Genomic DNA, 24150 nt, shown 5'->3' with positions numbered 1-24150 from the left:
CACCTTATTGACGACCATCGTCAAGTACTTGACGGTAGCTGTCAAGTGAGCACGACGAGTCGCCCGGTGGCCCGGGTCATCGCCACGTACCGGTCGACCGCGCCGGTGACCCCGTCGCCGAACGACGCCGGATCGACCACCACCACCAGGTCGAACTCCAGCCCCTTGGCCAGCTCCGGAGTCGACGACCGGACCCGGGGCGTCGCCGGCAGGGCGTCGGCGTCGACCGGCGGCACGCCGATCACGCAGGCCGTGCCGTCGGCGTGCTCAGCCAGCCAGGTTTCCAGCATCGGCCGTAGGTCGGCGACGGGCCGATGCGCGACCGGGATGCCACTGTGCCGGATCGAGGTCGGCACGTTGGCGTCCGGCAGCGCCGCGCGGATCACCGGCTCGGCGTACGCCATGATCTCGGCCGGCGTCCGGTAGTTGACCGTCAACGTGGCGACCTCGACCCGGTCCAGACCGACCCGGGCGAGCCGGTCCGGCCACGACTCGGTGAACCCGTGCCGGGCCTGGGCGCGGTCACCGACAATGGTGAAACTGCGCGACGGGCAGCGGCGCAGCAGCATCTGCCACTGCGCGTCGGTCAACTCCTGCGCCTCGTCGACCACGACGTGCGCGAACGGGCCGGCCAGCGCGTCCGGGTCGGCGTCCGGCCCGCCCGTCTCGTCGATCAGGGTCTCCCGCAGGTCCTGGTGGTACAGCATCGCCAGGACCCCTTCGCCGTCGTCGAAACTGTGCGCATCGAGGAGATCGTCGATCACCCGGGCCCGGTGGACCCGTTCGACGGCCACCTCGGCCCGGTGCCGCCGCTCGCGCTCGGACGCCCGCGCGTCGCCGAGGCGCAGCCGGGCCGCGTCCAGCAGCGGCAGGTCTGCGACGGTCCAGGCCCGTGCGTCGGTGCGCTGCAACAAACGGATCTCGACCGGGTCGAGCCACGGCGCGCACCGACGCAGATAGGCCGGGACCGACCACAGGTCGGCGACGATATCGGCCGCATCCAGCAGCGGCCAGGCCCGGTGCAACGCCGTACGCAGCGCCTGGTTCTGCTCCAGCGCGGCCCGGACCCGGTCGTCCGGCTCGTCGCCCTCGTAGCGGCCGACCAGAATAGTGAGCAGTTCCGCCATGATCTGTTCACGGGCCTCGTTGTGCGGCACACCCGGTCCGGGTGCGGCGAACGCGTCCGCCCAGTCGTCGGGGGTGAGGGTGAGTTCGGTCCAACCGGTCGCCACCGTCGTCGCGGTGGGCGGCGGCTCCTCGTAGAACCGGATCGCCGCCTCGACCGCCGCCTCCCACCGCGCCGACGATTTGATCCGGGCCACCTCAGGGTCGGGTTCGACGGTCGCGGTGGCACCCTCGGCGACCAGATCAGCCAGGGTGCAGGTCTGCACGTCGTCCTCACCGAGGTGCGGCAGCACGTCGGCGACGTACGCCAGATAGGGCCGGTGCGGGCCGACGAACAGCACCCCGCCGCGACGCTGGCCGAGCCGGGGGTCGTGGTAGCGCAGGTACGCGGTGCGGTGCAGGGCGACGACGGTCTTGCCGGTGCCGGGGCCGCCGTCGACGACGAGCGCACCAGCCGAGCCGGCGCGGATGATGGCGTCCTGGTCGGCGGCGATGGTGGCCAGCACGTCACGCATCCGGTCCGACCGGTGCCCGCCGAGGCTGGCGATGAAGGCCGACTGGTCGTCGAGGGCGGCGTGCCCGTCGAGCGCGTCGGCGGCGAACACCTCGTCCCAGTAGTCGCTGATCCGCCCCATCGTCCAGCGGTACCGCCGGCGGCTGGCCAGGCCCATCGGGTTGCCGTGGGTGGCGCCGAAGAACGGTGCGGCGGCGGGGGAGCGCCAGTCGAGCAGCAGTTGCCGGCCGGTGTCGTCGGTCAGGCCCTGCCGCCCGACGTACACCGGTCCGACGTCGTCGCCAGCGCTATCGCCGCCGGCACCGGCACGGTCGGCGGCGCTGGGGTCGGGGACCATCCGGCCGAGACACAGGTCGAGGCCGAAGCGGCGCAGCGCCCGCAGCCGTACGGTGAGCCGGCGGACCTCCTGGTCGCGGTCCACCGCCCGCCGGCCCTTCCCGGCCGGTGCCTTCCGCGCCGCGTCGAGCCGCTGCGCCAGGTCGGCGGAAAGTTGCTCCAGGCGGTGCGCGATCGCCGCGAAATGCCGTTCGTCGTCGGCGATCAGTTTCGGGTCGGCCTTGGTGTGCAGCCGGTCGGGGAGATCGAAAGCGCTGGTGGTCAGCGGGCGCACCTCGATCAGCTCCATTCTCGGGTCGGCAGTACGAGCGCAGCGTCCAGCGAATGGCAAATGCCGGAGAACTGCCGTAGGAACGCGATTGTGCGCTACGACCCGGGTCTTGCCGCAAGACCCCCTATGCGTTATACGTTAATAGTGGCGGGAGACGATAGCCATTACGGGCGGCGGGCGACGATCAGGTCGCGGACGATCGCCTGATCGACCCGGTGGGCGAAATCGCCGTACCCCGGACCGTCGGCCACCTCAAGACCGACCTTGACCAGCAGCGCGGCCAGGTCGTCGCGGGCGGCGACCAGGGTGTTCCAGGAGATCCCCAGCGCCCCGCCGGGGCGTAGCAGCGCCACCCACACCGGCAGCGCCTCGGCCAGCAGACCCAGCGGGTCGCGGGTCAACCGGTCCGCCTGGCTGCGGGTGCCGTGCGCCACCCCGTACGGGGCGTCGGTGACGATCGCGTCGAAGCTGCCGGCCCGGAAGAAGTCCCGACCCCGACGGGTGTCGGCGTGCACCATCGTCAGATCCAGGGTGCGCCCTGCCTTGTGGTCCTCCCGGCTGGCGGCCAGGGTGATCGCCAGCCGCCGGCCCAACTGGGTCCGGTTGCGGCGCACCTGGGCGATGTCGGACGAGTGCTTGAGTCGCTTGTGCTTCAACCAGGTACGGATGAAGTTGGCGTACACCTCGAAGTCCTTGCCGTCGATCTCCACCCCGGCGGCGTGCCAGCCGTACATCATCGCCTGATTGAGGGTGGTGCCCCGGCCGCACATCGGATCGAGGACCCGCAGCGGCGGGGCGTCCGGGGAGAGCGGGTCGGCCGCCGCACCCGACCGGTCGGTCGACGCCAGCGCGGTCACGTTCACCAGCAGTTTGGTGAACTGCTCGTTGGTTTTCCCGGCGTACTTCGGGATGGTGATCAGGTCGCTGTCGAAGCGGTCCCGACCGGTCACCGCGACCGGCCGCAGCAGGTCGCCCTCGCGGGCGAAGAACGCGTACCGGGCGGAGAGGTTGGCCAGCACCGACAGGTCCCGGTCGGTCAGGTCGACCCCGGTGAACGTGACGTACGGCAGCCCGCCGATCGCGGTGACCGCGATGTCGGCCAGCCGCCCGCCGAGCGCCCGGTCGCCGAAGACGGCCAGCTCGGCGGCGGCCAGTGCGACGGCTGACTCGGCGTACACCCGGTTCGCGGACGGGTGGATCAGCAGGGCGTACGCGGTCATCGGGGTCCTTCCGTGGATACTCCGGTCTTCAGGCCGGGGAGGAAACGGAACTCCTGCGGAGCGGGACAGGGAAAGCCGGCCCGCCGCCGAGGCGGATCGGCGCCCATTACACACGCTGCCCCACGACTCACGACCGGATCGCTAGACTGTGGACTGTGTCCAGGACCGTGAAGCGGGCGTTCAGGTACCGCTTCTACCCGACCCCCGGGCAGGCCACCGAGCTCGCCCGGACGTTCGGCTGTGTCCGCCTGGTCTACAACAAGGCCCTGGCCGCCCGCACGCAGGCGTGGACCCAACGCCAGGAACGGATCACCTACAACCAGACGTCGGCGATGCTCACCGGGTGGAAGAAGACCGACGAGTTGGCGTTTCTCACCGAGGTGTCGTCGGTGCCGTTGCAGCAGGCGCTGCGGCACCTGCAGACCGCGTTCACCAACTTCTGGGCGAAACGGGCCCGGTATCCGACGTTCAAGTCGAAGAAGCGGTCGCGGCGGTCGGCGGAGTACACCGCCAGCGCGTTCCGCTGGCGCGACGGCCGGCTCACCCTCGCGAAGATGTCCGAACCGTTGGACATCGTCTGGTCCCGGCCACTGCCCGACGGTGCGGCGCCGTCGACGGTGACCGTGTCGCAGGACCCGGCGGGCCGCTGGTTCGTCTCCCTGCTCTGCGACGACCGGATCGAACCGGCCCCGGCCTCCACCGCCGTGGTGGGGGTCGACGCCGGGCTCGACAGCCTGTTCACCCTCTCCACCGGGGAGAAGATTCCCAACCCGAGGCACGAACGCCGCGACCGGCATCGGCTGGCCCGCGCCCAACGCAACCTCGCCCGCAAGGCCAAAGGCTCGGCGAACCGGGCCAGAGCACGGCTGAAGGTCGCCCGCATCCATGCCCGGATCGCCGACCGCCGACACGACCACCTGCACAAACTCACCACTCGACTCGTTCGTGACACCCAAACGATCGTGATCGAGGACCTGACCGTCCGCAACATGGTCGCCAATCACCGTCTGGCCCGCGCCATCTCCGACGCGGCCTGGCGGCAGTTCCGCACCATGCTGGCCTACAAGGCCGACTGGTACGGCCGGGACCTGGTGGTAGTCGACCGCTGGTTCCCGTCGACCCGGCTGTGCTCCGCCTGCGGCGAACTGGCCGAGCGGATGCCGTTGACCGTCCGGTCGTGGACCTGCCGATGCGGGCAGACCCACGACCGGGACGTCAACGCGGCCCGCAACATCCTCGCGGAGGGGCTCTCCGTGACTGCCTGTGGAGGCGGTGTAAGACCTCACCGGGAGTCCTCCTCTCGGACGGGGCGGTCGTCGGTGAAACAGGAAACCCCTGGGGCGACCCAGGGAATCCCCGTCGGTTAGGGCGGGGAGGATTGTCAACGGGGTCCGTTCGGGTCGGTGCGTGGTGGACCCACGAGTGGTACCACATCGGCGGCCTGCGTAGGGTCACCGGTATGGCGGGGGCGCGGGGGCGACGGTTGCCGCTGGCGGACCGGCCGCTCACCGAGCCGCATCCGGCCCGGCTGGCACCGGAGCACCCGCACCGGGCGGCGATCCTGGCCGCGCACACGGCCGCCCTCGACGCCGCAGACGCCGGCTACCTCGACCCGGGGACCGGGCTGTTCGTGCTGACTGCGGGATTCCTGGCCCGCCGGGGCACCTGCTGCGACCAGGGTTGCCGGCACTGCCCGTACCTGCCGTGAGGCACCATCGGGAGTTGCCCGGGTGGCGGACTTTCGCGCAGCGCCGGGAAGCCGTACGGTGTGCCACGAACAATCCGCCTTTTTCGACCGGCCTGACCCGTGGGAGGCCACTGTGGGCGTTCGTGTGTCCCTGTCCGGCGCCGCTGCGATCCTGCTGCTGCTCGCCACGGGCTGCTCCACCGAGGCGGCGGCCACCGCCGGCACCGAGCCGTCCGACGCGCCGCAGGTCAGCCCGTCGCCGAGCCCGGTCGAGCCGTACCCGGAGGTGCCCCGGCCGCCGGCCGCCGAAGCTGGCGGCGTGTGCACGGTGTTCGACTACGACGTCGTCGAGCAGATCGTCGGGTTCCGGTTCGAGGTGGCGGCGGCCAGCACCCACGAAAAGACGCGGTCCTGCCTGCTGCGCCCGGCGCAGGAACCGCTGCCGGATCTGATGCTGTCGATCTCGGACACCAAGGCCAGCGCGTCGGTGTTCGCCGACGACGTCGCACCGGTCGGTGCCAAGGAGATCCCGGACTTCGCGAAGGCCGCCTACTGGATCCCGATCAAGCCGGATCCGGACACCGGGTACGGGGCGGGGCTGGAGGTCAACTGGATCACCGCCGACCCGACGCAGCTCAGTTTGCGCTGGACGTTCGCTCCGGGCGACGACGAGCAGTCCGCGGTCGAGCTGGCGCCGAAGATGGTGGAACTGGCCCGGCTGGTACACGACAACCGGAAGAAGTGAGCCGGCCCCGGGATCGTCCCCGGGCCCGGCTCTCGACAAAGCAACTGCAGGCGCCGTCGGTCAGGCGGTCGCCTCGGTCAGGCGGAGGCACCGGCCAGTGACCTGCCGTGGTCGCCGACCGCGACGAACACCCGCGAGGCGACCTCCCGGGGCAGATGGATCTTCTCCCCGGAGCGATCGATGGTCACCCCGTCACGCTCTTGGGCGACCGTGACCGTGGCACCCGGATCCACCCCAGCGGTGTGCAGTTGCCGCAGCACGTCGGCGTTGGTCTGCACGCTCTCGCAGATCCGCCGGACCACGACCGTACCGGTCAGGCCAGGGAACGCGAGGTTGCGCTCGGTTTCGGCGGCGATGTCGGGGCTGGCCTGGGCCGGCTTGCCACCGGAGAGCGCCTCCAGGCCGGGGATCGGGTTGCCGTACGGCGACCGCGTCGGCCGGTTCAGCAGGTCGTAGACCTTCTGCTCCACCGCGTCGCTCATCACGTGCTCCCAGCGACAGGCCTCCTCGTGGGCCTCCTCGTAGGGCATCCCGATGACGTTGACCAGCAGCAACTCGGCCAGCCGGTGCTTGCGCATCACGGACACCGCCTGCGCGCGCCCGAGGTCGGTCAGCCGCAGGTTCCGGTCGTCCTCGATGGTGAGCAGCCCGTCGCGCTCCATCCGGGCAACCGTCTGGCTGACCGTGGGACCGCTCTGGTGCAGCCGCTCGGCGATCCGGGCGCGCAACGGCGGCACCGACTCCTCTTCGAGCTCGAGGATGGTGCGCAGATACATTTCGGTGGTATCGACAAGATCGTTCACGGTCTGCTGCCCTCCAGTGCTCAATGCTACCCTGCGACGCCGACAACCAGCCGTAACGGACACGTGGCTGCGGGCAGGCATCGGCCGACCTGGTGTTGAATGGGGCCGTGTTCGCTGCCGACGACCCTACCGTTGCCGTCGCCGCGTTGGCCGACGCGCTCACCACCGACACGCCGCCGACGCTGCTCGACGTACGGTGGCGGCTCACCGGCCCACCGGGGCGCGACGACTACACCGCCGGGCACCTGCCCGGCGCGGTCTTCGTCGACCTGGACACCCAGCTCTGCGGCCCACCCGGCGCCGACGGCCGGCACCCGCTGCCCGACCCCGTCGCGCTGCAGACCGTGCTGCGCGCCGCCGGGGTACGGGCCGGGCAGCCGGTCGTCGTCTACGACGACGGTGACGCGATGGCCGCCGCCCGCGCCTGGTGGACGCTGCGCTGGGCCGGGCACCGGCAGACCTGGGTGCTCGACGGCGGCTACCGGACCTGGGTCGCCGCAGGTTACCCGGTGGTCACCCAGGTGCCGTCCCCGCCGGCCGGCGACATCACCGTACGGCCGGGTGGCCTGCCGGTGCTCGACGCCGTCGGCGCCGGTCGGCTGCCCCACGACGGCGGCCTGCTGATCGACGTGCGCGCCCCGGAGCGGTACCGGGGCGAGCGGGAACCGGTCGACCCGGTGGCCGGGCACATCCCCGGCGCGGTCAACCTGCCGACCACCGGGCACGCCGACGCCACCGGCGCGCTGCGCGACGCCGCCGCGCTGCGGGACCGGTTCACCGCCGCCGGACTGCACCCGGACACCCCGGTCGCCGCGTACTGCGGCTCCGGGGTGACCGCCGCGCACACGGTGCTCGCGCTGCACCGCGCCGGGCGCACCGACGCGGCCCTCTACGTCGGATCCTGGAGCGAGTGGATCACCGATCCGGACCGGCCCGTGCAACGATGACCAGATGCCGGACGCGACGGGCGAGATGACAGGCGGGACGGGCCAGCAACCGGACACGACGGTGGTCGTCTGGGACGACCGGCTGCTCACCTACGACCTGGGTGACCACCCGCTGGACCCGGTACGCGTGGAGCTGACCATCGCGCTTGCCCGCGAGTACGGCCTGCTCGACCGGCCCGGGGTACGGCTGATCGCCCCCGAGCCGGCCGACGACGCCGCGTTGACCCGGGTGCACCGACCCGACTACCTCGACGCGGTCCGGGTCGCCCACGACGACCCGTTCTTCTCCGGGTACGGCCTGGGCACCCCGGACAACCCGACGTTCGACGGGATGCACGAGGCCAGCGCGCTGGTCGCCGGCGCCACGCTGGCCGCCGCCGAGGCGGTCTGGCGGGGCACGGCCCGCCGGGCGGTCAACGTCTCCGGCGGGCTGCACCACGCGATGCCGGGCCGGGCCGCCGGGTTCTGCGTCTACAACGATCCGGCGGTGGCCATCGCCCGGCTGCTCGACCTCGGTGCCGAGCGGATCGCCTACGTCGACATCGACGTGCACCACGGCGACGGGGTGCAGGAGATCTTCTACGACGACCCCCGGGTGCTCACCATCAGCCTGCACGAGACCCCGCTGGCGCTGTTCCCGGGCACCGGCTTCCCCGACGAGGTCGGCGGCCCGACGGCGCAGGGCAGCGCCGTCAACGTGGCGCTGCCCTCCGGTACGGCCGACGCCGGATGGCTCCGGGCGTTCCACGCGGTCGTGCCGTCGCTGCTGCGGGCCTTCGGGCCACAGCTGCTGGTCACCCAGTGCGGGGCCGACGCCCACCGGCTCGACCCGCTGGCCGACCTGGGCCTGAGCGTGGACTGCCAGCGGGCGGCGTACCTGGCGCTGCGGTCGCTGGCCGACGAGCTCTGCGACGGACGCTGGGTGGCCACCGGCGGCGGCGGGTACGCCCTGGTCGAGGTGGTGCCCCGGGCCTGGACCCACCTGCTGGCGGTCGCCACCGGTGCCCCGCTGCACCCGGCGACACTGACCCCGCCGGCCTGGCGGGCGTTGGCCGCCGCCCGCTGCCCCGGCCGGCCGGTGCCGCTGCGGATGACCGACGACGTCGACCTCGACTTCACCACCTGGCAGCCCGGCGGCGACCCGGACCCGGTCGACCGGGCGATCATGGCGACCCGCAAGGCGGTGTTCCCGCTGCACGGACTCGACCCGCACGACCCCCGGGACTGACCGTGGATCCGTCGACCGTGGACCCCTCGGTGTCGGGTCGCTCGGCGCTGGACCCGTCGGCAGCAGATCGCTCGGCGCTGGACCGCTCCGCTGACGTGCTGCTGCGCGACGGCACCACCGTCCACCTGCGGCAGATCCGACCCGACGACGCCGACGCGATCGTCGCCATGCACGCCCGCTTCTCCGAACGCACCCGCTACCTGCGTTACTTCTCCCCGTACCCGCGCATCCCCGAACGCGACCTGCACCGGTTCGTCAACGTCGACCACCACGACCGGGAGGCGTTCGTGGTGGTCTCCGGTGACCGGATCTTCGCCGTCGGCCGGTACGACCGGCTCGGCGCAGGTTCCACCGAGGCCGAGGTCGCCTTCGTCGTCGAGGACGCCCACCAGGGCCGCGGCGTCGGCTCGGTGCTGCTGGAGCACCTGGCCGCGGCCGCCCGCGCCGACGGCATCGAATCCTTCGTGGCGGAGGTGCTGCCGGCGAACGCCCCGATGCTGCGGGTCTTCTCCGACGCCGGCTACCCGGTGCGTCGCCGCTACGCCGACGGCGTCGTCCACCTGAGTTTCCCGATCGCCCCCACCGAGGCGTCGCTGCAGGTGCAGTGGAGCCGGGAACACAGCGCCGAGGCCCGGTCGATCGCCCGGCTGCTGACCCCGCGCGGCGTCGCGGTGTACGGGGCCAGCGCGACCGGGCAGGGCGTCGGCGCCGCCGTCCTCGGGCATCTGCGCGACGGCGGCTTCACCGGTGACATCGTCGGGGTGCATCCGACGGCGGACCGTATCGGCGGGCTGACCGCGTACCGGCGGGCCGCCGACGCCGACGTCCCGGTCGACCTGGCGGTCGTCGCGGTCGCCCCGGACGCGGTGCCGGCGGTGGTGGCGGACGCGGCCGCCGCCGGGGCACACGGCGTGGTGGTCATCTCCGCCGGGTTCGCCGAGACCGGCCCCGCCGGTGCCGCCGCGCAACGGGAACTGATCCGCACCGCGCACGTCGCGGGTCTGCGGGTGGTCGGCCCGAACTGCCTCGGGGTGGCCAACACCGACCCCCGGGTACGGCTCAACGCCACCCTCGCACCGCAGTTGCCACCGGCCGGCCGGGTCGGCTTCTTCAGCCAGTCCGGGGCGCTCGGGGTGGCGCTGCTCGCCGAAGCCGACCGGCGCGGTCTGGGGTTGTCCACCTTCGTGTCGGCCGGAAACCGGGCCGACGTCTCCGGCAACGACCTGCTGCAGTACTGGCAGGACGACCCGGGCACCGACGTGGTCCTGCTCTATCTGGAGAGCTTCGGCAACCCCCGCAAGTTCGCCCGGCTGACCCGACGTATCGGGCGGACCAAGCCGGTGGTGGCGCTCGCCCCCGGCAGCCGGCCCGACGGCCGGGAACCCGACGTCGGTGGAGCGGACGTCGGTGGGCCGGACGGCGGTGGGCCGGACGCTGCGGCGGTGACCCGGCTGTTCGCCCGGTCCGGGGTGATCCGGGTCGACACCGTCGCGGAGCTGTTCGACGTCGGCACCCTGCTGGCCAACCAGCCGCTGCCGGTGGGCCGACGGGTCGGCGTGGTCGGCAACTCGTCGGCGTTGGCGATGCTGGCTGCGGCGGCCTGCCGGACCCACCGGCTGACCGTCGCCGCCGGCTACCCGCGGACGGTCGCGCCGGAGGCCGGCGCACACGACTTCGCCGACTCGCTCGCCGACGCCGCGGTCGACACCGAGGTGGACGCCCTGGTGGTGGTCTTCGCCCCGCCGCTGCCGGGCCAGTTGGCCGACGAGGACGCCGACTTCACCTCGGCGTTGGCCAGTGTGGCCCTCGCCGGGGACAAACCGACCGTGGCGACCCTGCTGGCCGGGCAGCCGCCGGCCGGCGTGCCGACGTACCCGTCGGTGGAGGAGTCGGTGCGGGCGCTGGCCCGGGTCGCCGACTACGCGGACTGGCTGCGCCAACCACCCGGCGTGCTGCCGACGATGGCCGGGGTCGACGCTGCCGCCGCCGGGCTGACGGCGCTGTCGGCGCGACCGCCCGACGCGGTCGGACTGCTCACCGCGTACGGGATCGAGGTGGTCGGCGCGGTGCCGGCAGCCTCCGCCGAACAGGCCGTCGCCGCCGCCGGCGACCTCGGGTTCCCGGTGGTGCTCAAGGCGGCGGCCGACGGACTGCGGCACCGGCTGGACCTGGGTGCGGTCCGTCTCGACCTGGCGTCGCCGGCCGCCGTCGACCAGGCATACCGCGAGGTGGCGGCGCAGTTCGGCACCCAGGTGCTGGTCCAGCCGATGGTGCCGCCCGGGGTGGCCTGCGTGGTGGAGCTGGTGACCGACCCGACGTTCGGCCCGGTGGTCGGCTTCGGGTTGGGCGGGGTGGCGACGGACCTGCTGGGTGACCGGGCGTGGCGGGCGGCACCGCTGACCGACCGGGACGCGGCCGAGCTGATCGACGAGCCGCGCGCGGCACCGCTGCTGCGCGGCTACCGGGGGGCCGGCGCGGTCGACCGCGACGCCCTGGTCGACCTCCTGGTGCGGGTCGGTCGGCTCGGTGACGAGCAGCCCGGGGTCCACCGGCTGCGCCTCAACCCGGTGCTGGCCCGGCCGGACGGGCTGGCGGTGCTGCACGTCAGCGTCGACGTCGGCCCGGCCGACACCCGGCCCGACACCGGCCCGCGTCGGCTCTGACCCGTCTGTCGCGCACCGCCGGGAGCCGGCTGAAACGCCGGAGGCCGGTCGGATGTGGACACCCGACCGGCCACCGCCCCCCACGGTCAGCCCGCGTACGCCTCCAGCCGCTGCGCCCGCGCCGGGTCACGCAGCTTGGACAGGGTGACCTTCTCGATCTGCCGGATCCGCTCGCGGGACAGCCCGAACTCACGGCCGACCTCGTCGAGGGTGCGTTGACGCCCGTCGTCGAGCCCGAACCGCAGCCGGATGACGTCCTGCTCCCGCTGGGACAGGGTGGACAGGACGATCTCCACCTCGTTGCGCAGCTTGCCGTCGGAGGCCGACGCGCCGGCCTGCTCGCGGGGATCCACTGCGGCCACGAAGTCGCCGAGGGCGCTCTCGCCGTCCTCACCGACCGCCTGGTCCAGGCTGACCGGCTCCCGGTCGTAGGAGATCAGCTCGATCACCTGGAACTCCGGCACCGACATGGCTGCGGCGATCTCGGCGATCGTCGGCTCGCGGCCGATCGACACGGCCAGCTCCCGACGGGTACGGACCATCCGGTTGACCTGCTCGACCATGTGCACCGGGATGCGGATGGTGCGGGCCTGGTCGGCCATGGCCCGGGTGATGGCCTGGCGGATCCACCAGGTGGCGTAGGTGGAGAACTTGTAGCCCTTGGTGTAGTCGAACTTCTCGACGGCGCGGATCAGACCCAGGTTGCCTTCCTGGATGAGGTCGAGGAAGGCCATGCCACGCCCGGTGTAGCGCTTGGCGATGCTCACCACCAGCCGCAGGTTCGCCTCCAGCAGGTGGTCCTTGGCGGCCCGGCCCTCGACGACGACGACACCCAGATCGGCGCGCAGCCGCGCGGTGAGCCGCCCGCCGGTGGTGAGCTTCTCCTCGGCGAACAGGCCGGCTTCGATCCGCTTGGCCAGCTCGACCTCCTGCGCGGCGGTGAGCAGCTTGGTTCGCCCGATTCCGTTCAGATATGCGCGGACCAGATCGGCGGAGGCGCCGCGGTCGTCGGTGGCGTCAAGGTCGTGCTGACCGTCGGTGGTGACTCCGGCGGTGGTGTCGGTGCCGTCTTCGATGGTGCGTGTGACCACTCTCAGTCGCCTCCCCGCGTCGACAAGTGGTAGGCCAGCAGCGGAGTGCCGCTGGTGAAGACCAGCTTGCCGGTTGGGGCGTGAAGTCACGGTGAGGCGAAGGTGAGGTGGCATGAATCCGGGACCTGACAACGCCCGGCCGGGGCCTTGCGGTGTCGCTCGGTAGTCATTGGGCGACGTGAAGTGCCCGGTTCACAACTCCAGCAGGATGGTCTGCGGGCCCACGTTGACGCTCTCCACCAGCATGTGCGCCCGGAACCGGCCGGTCTGCACCGGCGCGCCCCGCTCGGTGAGCGCTGCGACGACCGCGTCGACCAGCGGCTCCGCGATCTCCGCCGGGGCGGCCGCCGACCAGCTCGGCCGCCGCCCGCGCCGGGCGTCCCCGTAGAGGGTGAACTGGCTGACCACCAGGATCGGTGCCCCCAGCTGCTCGGCGGACCGTTCAGCGGTGCCACCGGCCGCCGGGTCCGGCGGGAAGATCCGCAGCTCGTGCACCTTGCGGGCCATCTGGGCCGCGACGGCGGCGGTGTCGGAGCCGGTCACTCCGACAAGCACCAACAGCCCGTCGTCGATAGCGGCGACGACCTCGCCGTCGACCGTGACCGATGCCCGGCTGACCGTCTGCACCACCGCTCGCATGCCGGCAAGCCTGTCACACCGGCTGCAGGATGCCCCGCTCGACCAGCCGGGTCAGGATCGGCAGGGCCGCCTCGGTCAGCTCCGCCTCCGGTACGTCGTGTGCGGCCGCCAGCAGGGCGAGCTGACCGCGCATGGCGACCTGACCGTCGCAGCCGCCGATCAACGCCAGGACCAGCGGGTCGACCTCCTCGGACCAGCGCAGGCCGTCGGTCATCGTGACAGTCTGCCGGTCCACCGCCCAACCGTCGTCGTCGATGCTGGCCTCCTGCTGCAGCCGCAACCCGGCGGCCGCCCGGTACCGGGCCGCGAGCAGTCCGTCGCAGTCCCGGTCGCGCAGCCAGTCCTGCCGGGTGAACCACTCGTCGATCCGCTCACCGAGCGGCGGCGTCACCTGCTGGCGCAGCTCCTCGACCCGTACCACCGGGTCGTCGTGTCCGGCCCGGCGCAGCGTGACCAGCCCGAACCCGATCGCCTCGACCTTCTGGGCGTCGAACCAGTCGAGCCAGGCCGCGGCCCGGTGCGCGTCGGGGCCTTCGCTGGCGTCGGCGAGCCACAGGTTGACGTAGGACAACGGGTCGGCCACTTCCCGCTGGATCACCCATCCGTCCAGGCCGGTGCCGGCGATCCAGCCCGCGACCCGTTCGGTCCAGTCCTCGCCAGCGACGTGCATCCAGTTGGCCAGGTAGAGCATGGTGCCGCCGTCGGTGAGCAGCCCGTCGGCGGCCGCAGCCAACTCGGCGCAGACCCCGTCACCGATACGGCCGGAGTCCCGGTAGACGTGGGTGGCGGTGCCCGGCCCGACCACGAACGGCGGGTTGCTCACCACCAGGTCGAACCGTCGGTCGGTGACCGGAGCGGTCAGATCGCCGTGGCGCAGCTCCCACTGCTGGCCGTTGAGCGCGGCGGTCGTCGCCGCGAACCGCAGTGCCCGCACGGACAGATCGGTCGCGGTGACCCGGGCCGCGTGCTGTGCCAGGTGCAACGACTGCACACCGCAACCGGTGCCCAGGTCGAGGGCGGCGCCGACCGGACGGCGGGGGACCGCGCCGGCCAGCGTCGTCGAGGAACCGCCGACCCCGAGGACGTGGTCGGCGGCGAGGGGCCGCCCGGCCCGCAGATGCGCCGGCACGTCGGAGACCACCCACCAGGTGTCGCCGTACGGCTCCAGGTCGACGCCCTGCCGCAGCCCCGGGCCGTCCGGTGCCGGTTCCACCAGGCCGGCGGTGAGCGCCTCGGCCAGGGGCAGCGGCGCCAGCGCGGCGGTGACCGCGTCGACCGGCTCCGTCTGCGCGCAGACGAACAACCGGATCAGGGTGGCGAGCGGGTCGCCGTCGGTGGTGGCCCGCAGCGCGGCGCGGTAGTCGTTGCGGGACACGGCGGCGGTCGCCGAGGGCCCGAGCCGTTGCGCGATCCCGGTCGAGGTGAAGCCGGCCGAGGTCAACGCGGTACGGAGCTGGTCGACGCCGGTCGCGTCGAGCAGTGCGGGAAAGGCGGTGTCGTCGGTCACCCCGTCATCCTGCCCGGTCGCCCCGACGCGGTCCCGGTGGACCCGCGACCTTCGTACGGCGGGGGCGTTGCCGACGGCGTGGCGCCGGTCGGTCCGGCAACGCTGCCGGTCGGTCCGGCAAGATAAGTGCCATGACACTGTCGTTGCCGATCGAGGCGCACGCCAACGAGCTGCTGGAACGCAGTCCGGTGGCGCTGCTCGTCGGGATGGTCCTGGATCAGCAGGTGCCGCTGGAGCGGGCGTTCTCCGCCCCGTACGACCTGAGCCGACGGTTGGGGCACGAGCCGGACGCCCGCGAGCTGGCCGAGTTCGACCCGGCGGAGCTGGTGGCGGTCTTCGCCGAGCGACCGGCGTTGCATCGGTTCCCGAAGGCGATGGCCGCCCGGGTGCAGCAGGTGTGCCAGGTGGTGGTGGACCGCTACGGCGGCGACCCCGCCCGGATCTGGACGGAGGCGCCGGACGGGACGACCGCGTTGGCGAGGATCGGTGACCTGCCCGGGTTCGGCCGGCAGAAGGCGCAGATCTTCCTGGCGCTGCTCGGCAAGCGGTTCGGGGTCACCCCGCCCGGTTGGCGCGAGGCCGCCGGCCAGTACGGCGCCGACGGGGTGTACGTCTCGGTGGCCGACATCGTCGACGAGAACTCGTTGCTCCGGGTCCGGGAGCACAAGCAGCAGATGAAAGCGGCGGCCAAGGCGGCGAAGGGCTGACCCCGACCGCCGAGAAGTGGGGCAGCCGGGTCAGGCGGCGTCGGGCTGGGTGGCCAGCGCGGCCAGGGCCCGCCGTACGTCGGCCAGCGAGACCGTCGCGGAGTCGTCCAGGTCGGCGAGCCCGGCCTCGATCCACTGGCGCATCAACGTGGTGACGCCGATGCCGCGCGCCTCGGCGGCGGCGCGGACCCGGTCGTAGGTGGCCAGCGGCAGCCGGATCGACCGGCTGACCATCGGCTCGTCGGTGTCCGGCGTGGCTATCTCGGCCGGTGGGTGATCGTCGATCAACTCGGCGATCCGGTCGCCGCTGTCGTGGAACTGCTTGATCGCGTCGTCACGGTGCATGACACGGACTCCTATCGTCGCCGGTGGTGCAGCGCCGCGTCGTAGCGTTTCGACTCGGCGTCGCTGAGATCGCGCGCGGAGAGCACGTCCCAGTCGTTGTCGCTGTGTCGGGACTCGGCCAGCAGGACCGCCAGCCGCCGGCCGGTGCGCAGGGCCGCGTAGACGACCATCACGTCGTCACCGAGGTGGCGGATGATCCGGTGCCGGCTGTGCAACGCCTCCCAGACCTCACCCGGCGTGACCCCGTAGATCGCCAGGTTGTCGAGGGCCTCGTCGGCGAAGCTGAACCGGTTACCCACCCTCGCAGCGTAACACGCACGTGGTACGTCGGATCAGCTGTCGACGCCGGCCGACCGACGGGCCCGACCAGGTGCGACGATGGGGGACGGCGACGAGGAGGAACCGGTGAGACGAACCGCTGACCGCCCGACCGTGATCACCAACGCCGAGACCAGCCCGGCGGAACAGCTGCGCCGCCGGCAGCGCCGGTACGTCGCCATGATGTCCGTCCGTGGCGGCTGCCTGATCGTCGGCGCGGTCCTGGTGACGCTGGAGGCACCCCTGCTCTGGGTCTGGCTGCCGCTCTGCGCGATCGGCATGATCCTGGTGCCCTGGCTGGCGGTGCTGCTCGCCAACGACCGGCCACCGAAGGACAGACACCTGCTGGCCCGCCGACGGCAACCGCCAGCGCGGACCCCGACGGCCCTCGGCGCGAACCCGGTGGCGTCACCGGCCGGCCCGGTCATCGACGCGGAGCCGTGATCAGCCGGCACCGGTGCCGGTGCCGGTGCCGCTGACCGGCCGGGCACCGACGACACCTACAGCGGCGGCACCCGCCCGTACGGCGGCCTTCAGAGCGTCCGCCGGGGCGGCGCCGGACACCCACGCGGCGAGCAACCCGGCCGCGAACGCGTCACCGGCGCCCGTCGGGTCGACCACCGGCACCACCGGGGCCGGTGCCGTCACCGTGCCCTGCGGATCATGCCAGCTGGCACCGGCCGCCCCCCGTTTCACCACCAGATGCCGGGTCGCCCGCCGCGGCACCGGCCCGTGCGTCACGCCGAGCACGACGGCCTCGTCGGCGTTGGCCAGCAGCAGATCGGTGCCGTGCAGCCAGTCCAGGAACCGGGCCGGACCGGTCGCGCGCAGCGGCGCCGCCGACGCCGCGTCGACGCTGGTGGACAGCCCGTTCGCCCGGGCAACGGCCAACGCGTGCCGGGCGGCCGGCCGGGTCTGCGCGTGCAGCAGCGGATAGCCCGACAGGTGCAGATGCGTCGCGTCCGGGAAGCCGGCCAGCGCCGCGTCGACGTCGGCCGCCCGCAGCGACAGGTTGGCACCCCGGTCGGCCACCATCGACCGTTCGCCGGCGTGGGCCAGCACGATCACCGTGCCGGTCGGCGTCGACCGGCACCGCCGTACCGCCAGGTCGACCCCGGCCGCGGCGAGTTCGGCCAGGCGCAGCGCGCCCACGTCGTCGTCACCCACCGTCGCGACCAGAGTGACCGGTACGCCGTGCCACGCGAGCCACGCCGCCGTGTTGGCCGCCTGACCGCCGCCGGTGAACCGGATGGCGGCCGGGGTGTCCGAGCCGGCGGCCACCGGCCCGGCGAGCACCGCCACCACGTCGGTGACCAGGTCGCCGACCACGAGGATCCGCCCCGGTCGGGGGCGCGGCACCGGTGCGGCGGGCGGGTTCACCCGGCGGCGGCGACCGCGATACGGCCGGCGAGGTCGGCGTTTCGCAGGATGATCCGGATGTTCACCGCCAGGCTCGCGCCGGCGGTCGCGGAGTGGAAGTGGGCCAGCAGGAAAGGGGTGACGCCCTTGCCGGTGACACCCTGCGCCGCCATCGCGGCCAACCCGTCGGCCAGCGTCGCGTCGTGCAGTTGCGGGTCCAGCTGCTCCTCGGTCGGCAGGGGGTTCGCCACCACCAGCGCACCACCACCGACGCCGTGCCGGCGGCGGGCCCGGATGGCGTCGGCGACCTGCTCGGGGGAGTCCAGCGACCAGTCCACCTCGTGCCCGCTGTCGGTGACGAAGAAGCCGGGGAACCGGCGGGACCGGTAGCCGGCCACCGCGACACCGAGCGTCTCCAGCCGCTCCAGGGTGGCCGCCACGTCCAGGATCGACTTGACGCCGGCGCAGACCACGGTGATCGGCGTGCGGGCCAACGTCACCAGGTCGGCCGATTCGTCGAAGGTCCGCTCCGCCTCGCGGTGTACGCCGCCGAGGCCGCCGGTGGCGAAGACGCCGATCCCCGCGACCGCGGCGACCGCGCTGGTCGCGGCGACCGTGGTGGCACCGTCGACGCCGTTCGCCGCAGCCAGGGCGAGGTCCCGGGCGGAGAGCTTCGCCACCGCCTCGGAGTTGGCCAGGTAGGTCAGCTGGTCGTCGTCGAGGCCGACCACCAGGCGCCCACCGAGCATGCCGATGGTGGCCGGCACCGCGCCGGTGGCGCGTACCGTCGACTCGATGTCCCGGGCCACCCGCAGGTTGTCGGGCCGGGGCAGCCCATGTGCGATGATGGTGCTCTCCAGGGCGACGATGGCCCGTCCGTCCCGGCGGGCGTCGGCCACCTCGGCGCCGTACTGGATGTCGTGGTGCAACGGCCCGGTGCGGCCTGCGGAATCTGCCATGATCGCAACGGTACGGGGCGGTGGACCGGGCCGGAGGTTGGACCCGTACGCCGTGAACTGCCAGACTCTCAGCCGGAGGTGGGAGACGACGTGAGCACCGAGGTTCTGGAGCGTCCTGAGGTCAAGGACGCGGACACCGGTCCGGAGATGTTCCATTACGTCCGAAAGGACAAGATTGCGGAAAGTGCCGTGATGGGCACCTTCGTGATCGCACTCTGCGGCGAACGTTTCCCGGTCACCCGCAGCCCCAAGCCCGGGGCGCCGGTCTGCCCCCGGTGCAAGGAGATCTACGAGTCGATGGCCGGCTGAGCCGGCACCCGATCGGCCTTCGCGACCAGCGGCCGCGAGGGCCTTTTCGTGGGCTGAGGTAGCTTGTCGTGGGCTGAGGGAAGCGGACAGCGGAAAGGGGTGCGCGTGCCGGCCAGCATGCCGACGGTCGACACGTTCCCGGCGCTCCGTGGTTGGCAGCGTCGGGCACTGGTGGAGTACCTGCGCCGACGCAGCGAGGACTTCCTCGCGGTCGCGACCCCCGGCGCCGGCAAGACGACGTTCGCGCTGCGGATCGCCGCCGAACTGCTCGCCGACGGCACCGTCGAGGCGGTCACCGTCGTCGCCCCGACCGAGCACCTGAAGACCCAGTGGGCGCTGGCCGCCGGCCGGGTCGGCATCCAGCTCGACGCCGCGTTCCGCAACGCCGACCTGCACTCGTCGGCGGACTTCCACGGCGCGGTGGTGACCTATGCCCAGGTCGGCATGGCACCCCAGGTGCACCGGCGCCGCACGATGACCCGCCGCACCCTGGTCGTCCTCGACGAGATCCACCACGCCGGCGACTCCCGGTCGTGGGGCGACGGAGTGAAGTCGGCCTTCGAGCCGGCCGTCCGACGGCTGATGCTCACCGGTACGCCGTTCCGCTCCGACGACAACCCGATCCCGTTCGTACGGTACGAGGCCGGCGGCGACGGGCTGGCCCGGTCCCGGGCGGACAGCGTGTACGGCTACTCCGACGCGCTGCGCGACGGCGTGGTGCGCCCGGTGCTGTTCCTGGCCTACTCGGGGGAGACCCGGTGGCGCACCAGCGCCGGCGACGAACTGGCCGCCCGGCTCGGCGAACCGATGACCCAGGATCTCGTCGCGCAGGCCTGGCGGACCGCACTCGACCCGGCCGGCGACTGGATGCCGGCGGTGCTGCGCGCGGCCGACGCCCGACTCGGCGTACTGCGCTCGGGCGGGATGACCGACGCCGGCGGCCTGGTCATCGCCAGCGACCAGGCGGCGGCCCGCTCGTACGCGCGGCTGTTGGAGCGGGTCACCGGGGAGAAGGCCGCCGTGGTGCTCTCCGACGACGTCGGCGCCTCGGCCCGGATCGCCTCGTTCGCCGCCTCCGAGCAGCGGTGGATGGTCGCGGTCCGGATGGTCTCCGAAGGGGTCGACATTCCCAGGCTGGCCGTCGGCGTCTATGCGACCAGCGCCTCCACACCGCTGTACTTCGCCCAGGCGATCGGCCGGTTCGTCCGGGCCCGCCGGCCGGGCGAGACGGCGACGGTCTTCCTGCCCAGCGTTCCGCACCTGCTGGAGCTGGCCAGCGAGATGGAAGCCGAGCGGGACCACGTGCTGGGCGCGGCGAAGAAGCGGGAGGGCTTCGACGACGACCTGCTCGAGCGCGCCCAGCGCAACGAGCAGGCCAGTGGTGAGCTGGAAAAGCGGTTCGAGGCGTTGTCCGCCACCGCCGAGCTGGACCAGGTGATCTTCGACGGCGCGTCGTTCGGCACCGGAGCGCAGGCCGGCACCCCGGAGGAGGAGGAGTACCTCGGGCTGCCGGGCCTGCTCACCGCGGACCAGGTGGCGGTGCTGCTGAACCGGCGACAGGCCGAGCAGGTCGCCGCCGCGCGGCGGGCCCGGTCCGAGCAGCAACCGGTGCCCGCCGCCCGCCAGCCCGAGCGTGCGCCGACCGCAGGGGAGCGGCGGATCGCCCTGCGCCGCCAGCTCAACGCCCTGGTCGCCGCGCATCACCACCGGACCGGACTGCCGCACGGCAAGATCCATGCCGAGTTGCGGCGCCGGTGCGGCGGTCCCCCGAGTGCGCAGGCCACCATCGAGCAGCTGGAAGAACGCATCGCGATGGTGCAGACGCTCTGAGCCGGTGCAGGCACCGGTGCGGTGCCGGTCGGCTCGGTCGGCCGCGTGTCCGGTCGGCTCAGTCGGCCGAGAGCAGGTCGTCGAGCTTGGCGTAGCCCTCGCGGATGCCGTACTCCATGCCGCTGGCGAGCATCTGGTCCCGGGCGATCATGTTCTCCACCACCGCGAGTACGGTCACCCGGGTGCCGCCGTCGGGCAGGTCCTCGAAGGTGGCGGTCTCCAGACTGACCCCGTCCGGTACGCCGTCGTAGGTGAACGTCTGGACCAGGCGCTCGTCCGGGCGGACCTCGTGGAACGAGCCGTAGAAGCTGGCGAGCCGTTCGCCGTCGCGCCAGTGGGTGTAGCGGTAGCTTCCGCTGGTGTGCCCCTGCCAGTGCTCGATGGTCATCTGCACGCTCGTCGGTCCGACCCACCGGATCGCCAGGTCCGGGTCGATCCAGGCGCGGAACACCCGTTCCCGGCTTGCGGCGAAGTCGCGGATGATCCGGATCGTCGGCAGGTTCGGGTCGGCTTCTACGCGGGTCTCGTCGCGGGTGGTACTGGTCATCACGCTGCTCCTTGTCGGTTCCGTTGCTCGGGTGCGGCGGGGTCGGCCCGGCCCAGGTCGGCAGGGCCGCTGGTGCCCGGGTCGGCCCGGTCCAGGCCGGCCAGTACGGCGTCGAGCCGGCGGAACCGCTGCTCCGCCTGCCGGCGGTACCGTTCGATCCACCGCGTCGTCAGGTCGAGGACGTCCGCCTCCAGGTGGCACGGGCGCCGTTGGGCGTCCCGGGCCTGGCTGACCAGCCCGGCCTCCTGGAGCACCTTGATGTGCTTGGACACCGCCTGCACCGAGACGTCGTACGGTGCGGCCAACTCGTTGACCGTGGCGTCACCATCGGCCAGCCGGGCCACGATGTCGCGGCGGGTGGGATCGGCCAACGCGGCGAACACCCGGGAGAGCTGGTCGTCGTTCATCAAGGGAACCTCTTAATCAACCTGTCGGTTGAGCATGAGCCTAGAGCCTGACCGAGCCGTGCGCAACCTATCGGTTGAATAGCCAGTTCGTAGCCCGTGTGAGCGGGAAAGGTGGCGCGCACAGCGACGGCCGGGACCGGGAAAGGGGGGAGCGCGCACAGCGACGGCCGGGACCCCCAGTGGTGGGGGTCCCGGCCGTCGCTATCGGGTGGTACGCGTCGTCAGTTGGCCATCAGATCGGCGCCACGCCAGGTGAACTCGGGGTCGGCCTTGAACTGCACCGCGATCTTGACGAGATCGTCGGCGTACTTGTTAGCGTGGTGTCCGCAGAACACCAGCTCACTGCCGCCCGCCAGGGTCACCCGTAGTTTGCCGGCCGCGTTGCACCGGTCGCACCGTTCATCGGCGCCTAGGGCATCCACCGTCTCCGGAGGCGTGAGAGTCGGGGTCATCGCCTTCCTCCTCTGGTCGTCACCGATGAACACACTCTTCGGTCTGTCACCCATCGTCCAACACCGGCGGGGGTCCCCGCCTTCCCGATGTGCCCCCGGGGGACCGGGCTCACACCTGGTAGGCACAGTGTGCCGTGAACCAAGGGTGCCACGTCAACGATCACCGCCGGGTAACGCCCTGATGACCTGCGCTTGATAGACGCCAAGTGACGAAGGTTACACATTCGGTGGAGTGTCCAGGGTCAGTCCAGATAGTCCCGAAGCACCTGAGAACGGGACGGGTGACGCAACTTGGACATGGTCTTGGATTCGATCTGTCGGATGCGTTCCCGGGTGACGCCGTAGACCTGTCCGATCTCGTCCAGCGTCCGAGGTTGGCCGTCAGTGAGACCGAATCGCAACCTGACGACACCCGCCTCCCGCTCGGACAGGGTCTGCAGCACCTGCTGCAACTGGTCCTGCAGCAGCGAGAAGGAGACCGCGTCCACGGCCACCACGGCCTCGGAGTCCTCGATGAAGTCGCCGAGCTGGCTGTCACCCTCGTCACCGATGGTCTGGTCCAGTGAGATGGGCTCCCGGGCGTACTGCTGGATCTCCAGCACCTTCTCCGGGGTAATGTCCATCTCCTTGGCCAGCTCTTCCGGAGTGGGCTCCCGACCCAGATCCTGCAGCAGCTCACGCTGTATGCGGCCGAGCTTGTTGATCACTTCCACCATGTGCACCGGGATGCGGATGGTGCGGGCCTGGTCGGCCATGGCCCGGGTGATGGCCTGGCGGATCCACCAGGTGGCGTAGGTGGAGAACTTGTAGCCCTTGGTGTAGTCGAACTTCTCGACGGCGCGGATCAGACCCAGGTTGCCTTCCTGGATGAGGTCGAGGAAGGCCATGCCGCGCCCGGTGTAGCGCTTGGCCAGCGACACCACCAGCCGCAGGTTCGCCTCCAGCAGGTGGTTCTTGGCCCGCTCCCCGTCACGGGAGATCCAGCCCAGGTCCCGGCTCAGCTGGATCGGCAGGCTCTGCTCGCCCTCCTCGGCGGCCCGCAGCCGCTCGGCGGCGTACAGGCCGGCCTCGATGCGTTTCGCCAGCTCGACTTCCTGCTCGGCGTTGAGCAGCGGCACCTTGCCGATCTGCTTGAGGTAGGCCCGGACCGAGTCGGCGGAGGCGGTCAGCTCGGCGTCACGCCGGGCCTGCTTGAGCGCCTCGGACTCCTCGTCGTCCCACTCGAAGTCGTTGTCCCGGGTGGCGTCCGCCTCGGCGGCCTGGGCCAGCTCGGCCGGCTCCTCGACCACGACGTCCTCGATCTCGGCGGCCAGCGTCTCGGGATCGATCTCGTCGTCGCCGGTGGCCGGTGCCTCGCCGTCCTTGGCGGTGGCCTTGCCGGCCTTGGCCGGTGCGGCCTTGCCCGGTGCGGCCTTGGCCGCTGCCCCGGCCGCCTTGGCCGCCGTGGTGCCGCCCGCAGCCTTCGCGGCCCGGCCACGGGTCGCCTTGGCCGGCGGCGCGGCGGCGTCGTCCGGCGTCGCGCCGTTGCGCGAGGCGGCCGGCACGGCCGCCGTCGTGGCCTTGCGGGTGGTGGCCTTCTTCGCCGGTACGGCGGCGGTCACCGCGGCCGGCGCCGCCTCGTCCGGTGCGGGCGCCTGCTTCGGCGGGGCCGGCGGCGGCGCCGGGGTACGCCGGGTGGTCTTGGCGGTGGTGGCCTTGGACGCGGGGGTGGCGGCACGCGCGGCGGCCACCCGGCGACGGGTGCTGGCCGAGCCGTCGACCACGACGGTGATCCCGGCGTCGGCGAGCGCCCGCAGGATCTTCTTGGCCTGGGCCGGGGTCACTTCGGCGGACTCGACCGTCCGTGCGACCTCGGCCGACGTGAGCTGACCGCCGGCCCGTTCGGCATGGGCGATCAGCGTGTCGGTTAGCGAGCGTACGTCGGCGCCGGTGTGGCGGAGTTCTGTCACGAATGACCTTCCGGAGCGATGAACGAGCACGGCCGGACCGGCCACCGCAGCGCGGAGCGACGTGCCGGTTGTGATTGTGTGACCCCCGCGACGGTGCACCGGCCGGGCCGGTGAACCGTGGCACGAGGGCAGGCGTGAATTGTAACGCCGTTTGTGGGGATCATCCCGCCACGCGCGAGCCGGCCGCCGGTC

24 protein-coding genes are annotated in these 24150 nt (G+C 72.4%); 10 read left to right on the top strand and 14 right to left on the bottom strand.

Annotation, left to right across the window (positions count from 1 at the left end):
- Positions 1–41 precede the first annotated feature (41 nt).
- Both helR and ACN28F_RS05755 read right to left on the bottom strand, forming a co-directional pair.
- On the bottom strand, positions 42–2264 hold the full coding sequence (gene helR / locus ACN28F_RS05760; protein ID WP_421357160.1) for an RNA polymerase recycling motor ATPase HelR: 2223 nt from the start codon (positions 2262–2264) through the stop codon (positions 42–44).
- Positions 2265–2410: 146 nt separating this feature from the next.
- On the bottom strand, positions 2411–3466 hold the full coding sequence (locus ACN28F_RS05755) for a TRM11 family SAM-dependent methyltransferase (protein ID WP_421357159.1): 1056 nt from the start codon (positions 3464–3466) through the stop codon (positions 2411–2413).
- A 155-nt stretch (positions 3467–3621) separates the two neighbouring features.
- On the opposite strand from ACN28F_RS05755, the gene ACN28F_RS05750 reads away from it, so the two are divergent.
- The 3 genes from ACN28F_RS05750 (at position 3622) to ACN28F_RS05740 (ending at position 5898) form a co-directional block, all read left to right on the top strand.
- Positions 3622–4833: an RNA-guided endonuclease InsQ/TnpB family protein gene (locus tag ACN28F_RS05750; RefSeq protein ID WP_421357158.1), complete on the top strand. Its 1212-nt coding sequence runs from the start codon at positions 3622–3624 to the stop codon at positions 4831–4833.
- Positions 4834–4925: 92 nt separating this feature from the next.
- The gene (locus ACN28F_RS05745) at positions 4926–5174 is read left to right on the top strand and encodes a DUF5522 domain-containing protein (RefSeq protein WP_289207041.1); all 249 of its coding nucleotides are present in this window, start codon (positions 4926–4928) and stop codon (positions 5172–5174) included.
- Between the two features lie 112 nt (positions 5175–5286).
- A complete protein-coding gene (locus ACN28F_RS05740; protein WP_289207040.1) occupies positions 5287–5898 on the top strand; it encodes a hypothetical protein in 612 nt (203 codons plus the stop codon).
- Between the two features lie 77 nt (positions 5899–5975).
- On the opposite strand, the gene ACN28F_RS05735 is transcribed toward ACN28F_RS05740, so the two are convergent.
- Positions 5976–6701 carry a metal-dependent transcriptional regulator gene (locus ACN28F_RS05735; protein ID WP_421357157.1) on the bottom strand — a complete coding sequence of 242 codons (726 nt, stop codon included), beginning with the start codon at positions 6699–6701 and terminating at the stop codon, positions 5976–5978.
- A gap of 107 nt (positions 6702–6808) precedes the next feature.
- Between ACN28F_RS05735 and ACN28F_RS05730 the strand changes: the two genes are divergently transcribed.
- Genes ACN28F_RS05730 through ACN28F_RS05720 form a run of 3 tightly spaced genes read left to right on the top strand, consistent with a single transcriptional unit; the run spans position 6809 to position 11539 of the window.
- The gene (locus ACN28F_RS05730; RefSeq protein WP_421357156.1) at positions 6809–7648 is read left to right on the top strand and encodes a sulfurtransferase; all 840 of its coding nucleotides are present in this window, start codon (positions 6809–6811) and stop codon (positions 7646–7648) included.
- Positions 7649–7652: 4 nt separating this feature from the next.
- Positions 7653–8876: an acetoin utilization protein AcuC gene (locus ACN28F_RS05725; protein ID WP_421357155.1), complete on the top strand. Its 1224-nt coding sequence runs from the start codon at positions 7653–7655 to the stop codon at positions 8874–8876.
- 29 nt (positions 8877–8905) lie between these two features.
- A complete protein-coding gene (locus ACN28F_RS05720; RefSeq protein ID WP_421361279.1) occupies positions 8906–11539 on the top strand; it encodes a GNAT family N-acetyltransferase in 2634 nt (877 codons plus the stop codon).
- An 86-nt stretch (positions 11540–11625) separates the two neighbouring features.
- Here the strand turns inward: ACN28F_RS05720 and sigB are convergent, their stop codons facing one another.
- The 3 genes from sigB to ACN28F_RS05705 form a co-directional block, all read right to left on the bottom strand.
- Positions 11626–12615, bottom strand: a complete 990-nt coding sequence (sigB, locus tag ACN28F_RS05715) for an RNA polymerase sigma factor SigB (protein ID WP_421361277.1) — start codon at positions 12613–12615, stop codon at positions 11626–11628.
- A gap of 207 nt (positions 12616–12822) precedes the next feature.
- Positions 12823–13269: a D-aminoacyl-tRNA deacylase gene (dtd, locus tag ACN28F_RS05710; RefSeq protein WP_289207037.1), complete on the bottom strand. Its 447-nt coding sequence runs from the start codon at positions 13267–13269 to the stop codon at positions 12823–12825.
- Between the two features lie 13 nt (positions 13270–13282).
- Positions 13283–14749, bottom strand: a complete 1467-nt coding sequence (locus ACN28F_RS05705; RefSeq protein WP_421361275.1) for a DUF7059 domain-containing protein — start codon at positions 14747–14749, stop codon at positions 13283–13285.
- 158 nt (positions 14750–14907) lie between these two features.
- On the opposite strand from ACN28F_RS05705, the gene ACN28F_RS05700 reads away from it, so the two are divergent.
- Positions 14908–15483: an HhH-GPD-type base excision DNA repair protein gene (locus tag ACN28F_RS05700; RefSeq protein WP_289207035.1), complete on the top strand. Its 576-nt coding sequence runs from the start codon at positions 14908–14910 to the stop codon at positions 15481–15483.
- Positions 15484–15513: 30 nt separating this feature from the next.
- Here ACN28F_RS05700 and ACN28F_RS05695 read toward each other — a convergent pair whose 3' ends face one another.
- Together ACN28F_RS05695 and ACN28F_RS05690 are read right to left on the bottom strand one after the other, a co-directional pair.
- On the bottom strand, positions 15514–15828 hold the full coding sequence (locus ACN28F_RS05695; protein WP_289207034.1) for a hypothetical protein: 315 nt from the start codon (positions 15826–15828) through the stop codon (positions 15514–15516).
- Between the two features lie 11 nt (positions 15829–15839).
- Complete coding sequence (locus ACN28F_RS05690; RefSeq protein ID WP_282226402.1) at positions 15840–16127, bottom strand: hypothetical protein; 288 nt, start codon at positions 16125–16127, stop codon at positions 15840–15842.
- A 106-nt stretch (positions 16128–16233) separates the two neighbouring features.
- Here ACN28F_RS05690 and ACN28F_RS05685 point away from each other — a divergent pair, with 106 nt between their 5' ends.
- Positions 16234–16590: a DUF3099 domain-containing protein gene (locus ACN28F_RS05685; protein ID WP_289207033.1), complete on the top strand. Its 357-nt coding sequence runs from the start codon at positions 16234–16236 to the stop codon at positions 16588–16590.
- Here the strand turns inward: ACN28F_RS05685 and ACN28F_RS05680 are convergent, their stop codons facing one another.
- Both ACN28F_RS05680 and ACN28F_RS05675 read right to left on the bottom strand, forming a co-directional pair.
- Complete coding sequence (locus ACN28F_RS05680) at positions 16591–17526, bottom strand: carbohydrate kinase family protein (protein ID WP_421357154.1); 936 nt, start codon at positions 17524–17526, stop codon at positions 16591–16593.
- A complete protein-coding gene (locus tag ACN28F_RS05675) occupies positions 17523–18464 on the bottom strand; it encodes a pseudouridine-5'-phosphate glycosidase (protein WP_421357153.1) in 942 nt (313 codons plus the stop codon). The genes ACN28F_RS05680 and ACN28F_RS05675 overlap by 4 nt, the downstream gene beginning before the upstream one ends.
- A 90-nt stretch (positions 18465–18554) precedes the next feature.
- Here ACN28F_RS05675 and ACN28F_RS05670 point away from each other — a divergent pair, with 90 nt between their 5' ends.
- Both ACN28F_RS05670 and ACN28F_RS05665 read left to right on the top strand, forming a co-directional pair.
- A complete protein-coding gene (locus tag ACN28F_RS05670; protein ID WP_282226406.1) occupies positions 18555–18773 on the top strand; it encodes a DUF3039 domain-containing protein in 219 nt (72 codons plus the stop codon).
- Positions 18774–18878: 105 nt separating this feature from the next.
- Positions 18879–20603 carry a DEAD/DEAH box helicase gene (locus ACN28F_RS05665; protein WP_289207030.1) on the top strand — a complete coding sequence of 575 codons (1725 nt, stop codon included), beginning with the start codon at positions 18879–18881 and terminating at the stop codon, positions 20601–20603.
- Between the two features lie 58 nt (positions 20604–20661).
- Here ACN28F_RS05665 and ACN28F_RS05660 read toward each other — a convergent pair whose 3' ends face one another.
- The 4 genes from ACN28F_RS05660 to ACN28F_RS05645 all read right to left on the bottom strand — a co-directional run bounded on the left by ACN28F_RS05660 (position 20662) and on the right by ACN28F_RS05645 (position 23958).
- Entirely contained in the window at positions 20662–21150 is a 489-nt protein-coding gene (locus ACN28F_RS05660) for an SRPBCC family protein (protein ID WP_289207029.1), read from the bottom strand.
- The gene (locus ACN28F_RS05655) at positions 21150–21557 is read right to left on the bottom strand and encodes an ArsR/SmtB family transcription factor (protein ID WP_289207028.1); all 408 of its coding nucleotides are present in this window, start codon (positions 21555–21557) and stop codon (positions 21150–21152) included. Before ACN28F_RS05655 ends, ACN28F_RS05660 begins: the two co-directional genes overlap by 1 nt.
- Before the next feature lie 221 nt (positions 21558–21778).
- Positions 21779–22009 carry a DUF7455 domain-containing protein gene (locus tag ACN28F_RS05650; protein WP_123604458.1) on the bottom strand — a complete coding sequence of 77 codons (231 nt, stop codon included), beginning with the start codon at positions 22007–22009 and terminating at the stop codon, positions 21779–21781.
- Between the two features lie 242 nt (positions 22010–22251).
- The gene (locus tag ACN28F_RS05645; RefSeq protein WP_289207027.1) at positions 22252–23958 is read right to left on the bottom strand and encodes an RNA polymerase sigma factor; all 1707 of its coding nucleotides are present in this window, start codon (positions 23956–23958) and stop codon (positions 22252–22254) included.
- Positions 23959–24150 lie beyond the last annotated feature (192 nt).

Source organism: Solwaraspora sp. WMMA2101 (assembly GCF_049179175.1).
Taxonomy (GTDB): Bacteria; Actinomycetota; Actinomycetes; order Mycobacteriales; family Micromonosporaceae; genus Micromonospora_E.
The sequence above is the reverse complement of the archived record's forward strand: the minus strand, read 5'-3'. Positions and strand labels throughout refer to the sequence as shown.

Coding starts and splice junctions, on each gene's coding strand:
- ACN28F_RS05655 (WP_289207028.1), bottom strand. CDS start 21,557: ATGAACGACGACCAGCTCTCCCGGGTGTTCGCCGCGTTGGCCGATCCC.
- helR (WP_421357160.1), bottom strand. CDS start 2,264: ATGGAGCTGATCGAGGTGCGCCCGCTGACCACCAGCGCTTTCGATCTC.
- ACN28F_RS05650 (WP_123604458.1), bottom strand. CDS start 22,009: ATGACCCCGACTCTCACGCCTCCGGAGACGGTGGATGCCCTAGGCGCC.
- ACN28F_RS05755 (WP_421357159.1), bottom strand. CDS start 3,466: ATGACCGCGTACGCCCTGCTGATCCACCCGTCCGCGAACCGGGTGTAC.
- ACN28F_RS05700 (WP_289207035.1), top strand. CDS start 14,908: ATGACACTGTCGTTGCCGATCGAGGCGCACGCCAACGAGCTGCTGGAA.
- ACN28F_RS05660 (WP_289207029.1), bottom strand. CDS start 21,150: ATGACCAGTACCACCCGCGACGAGACCCGCGTAGAAGCCGACCCGAAC.
- ACN28F_RS05695 (WP_289207034.1), bottom strand. CDS start 15,828: ATGCACCGTGACGACGCGATCAAGCAGTTCCACGACAGCGGCGACCGG.
- dtd (WP_289207037.1), bottom strand. CDS start 13,269: ATGCGAGCGGTGGTGCAGACGGTCAGCCGGGCATCGGTCACGGTCGAC.
- ACN28F_RS05675 (WP_421357153.1), bottom strand. CDS start 18,464: ATGGCAGATTCCGCAGGCCGCACCGGGCCGTTGCACCACGACATCCAG.
- ACN28F_RS05745 (WP_289207041.1), top strand. CDS start 4,926: ATGGCGGGGGCGCGGGGGCGACGGTTGCCGCTGGCGGACCGGCCGCTC.
- ACN28F_RS05725 (WP_421357155.1), top strand. CDS start 7,653: ATGCCGGACGCGACGGGCGAGATGACAGGCGGGACGGGCCAGCAACCG.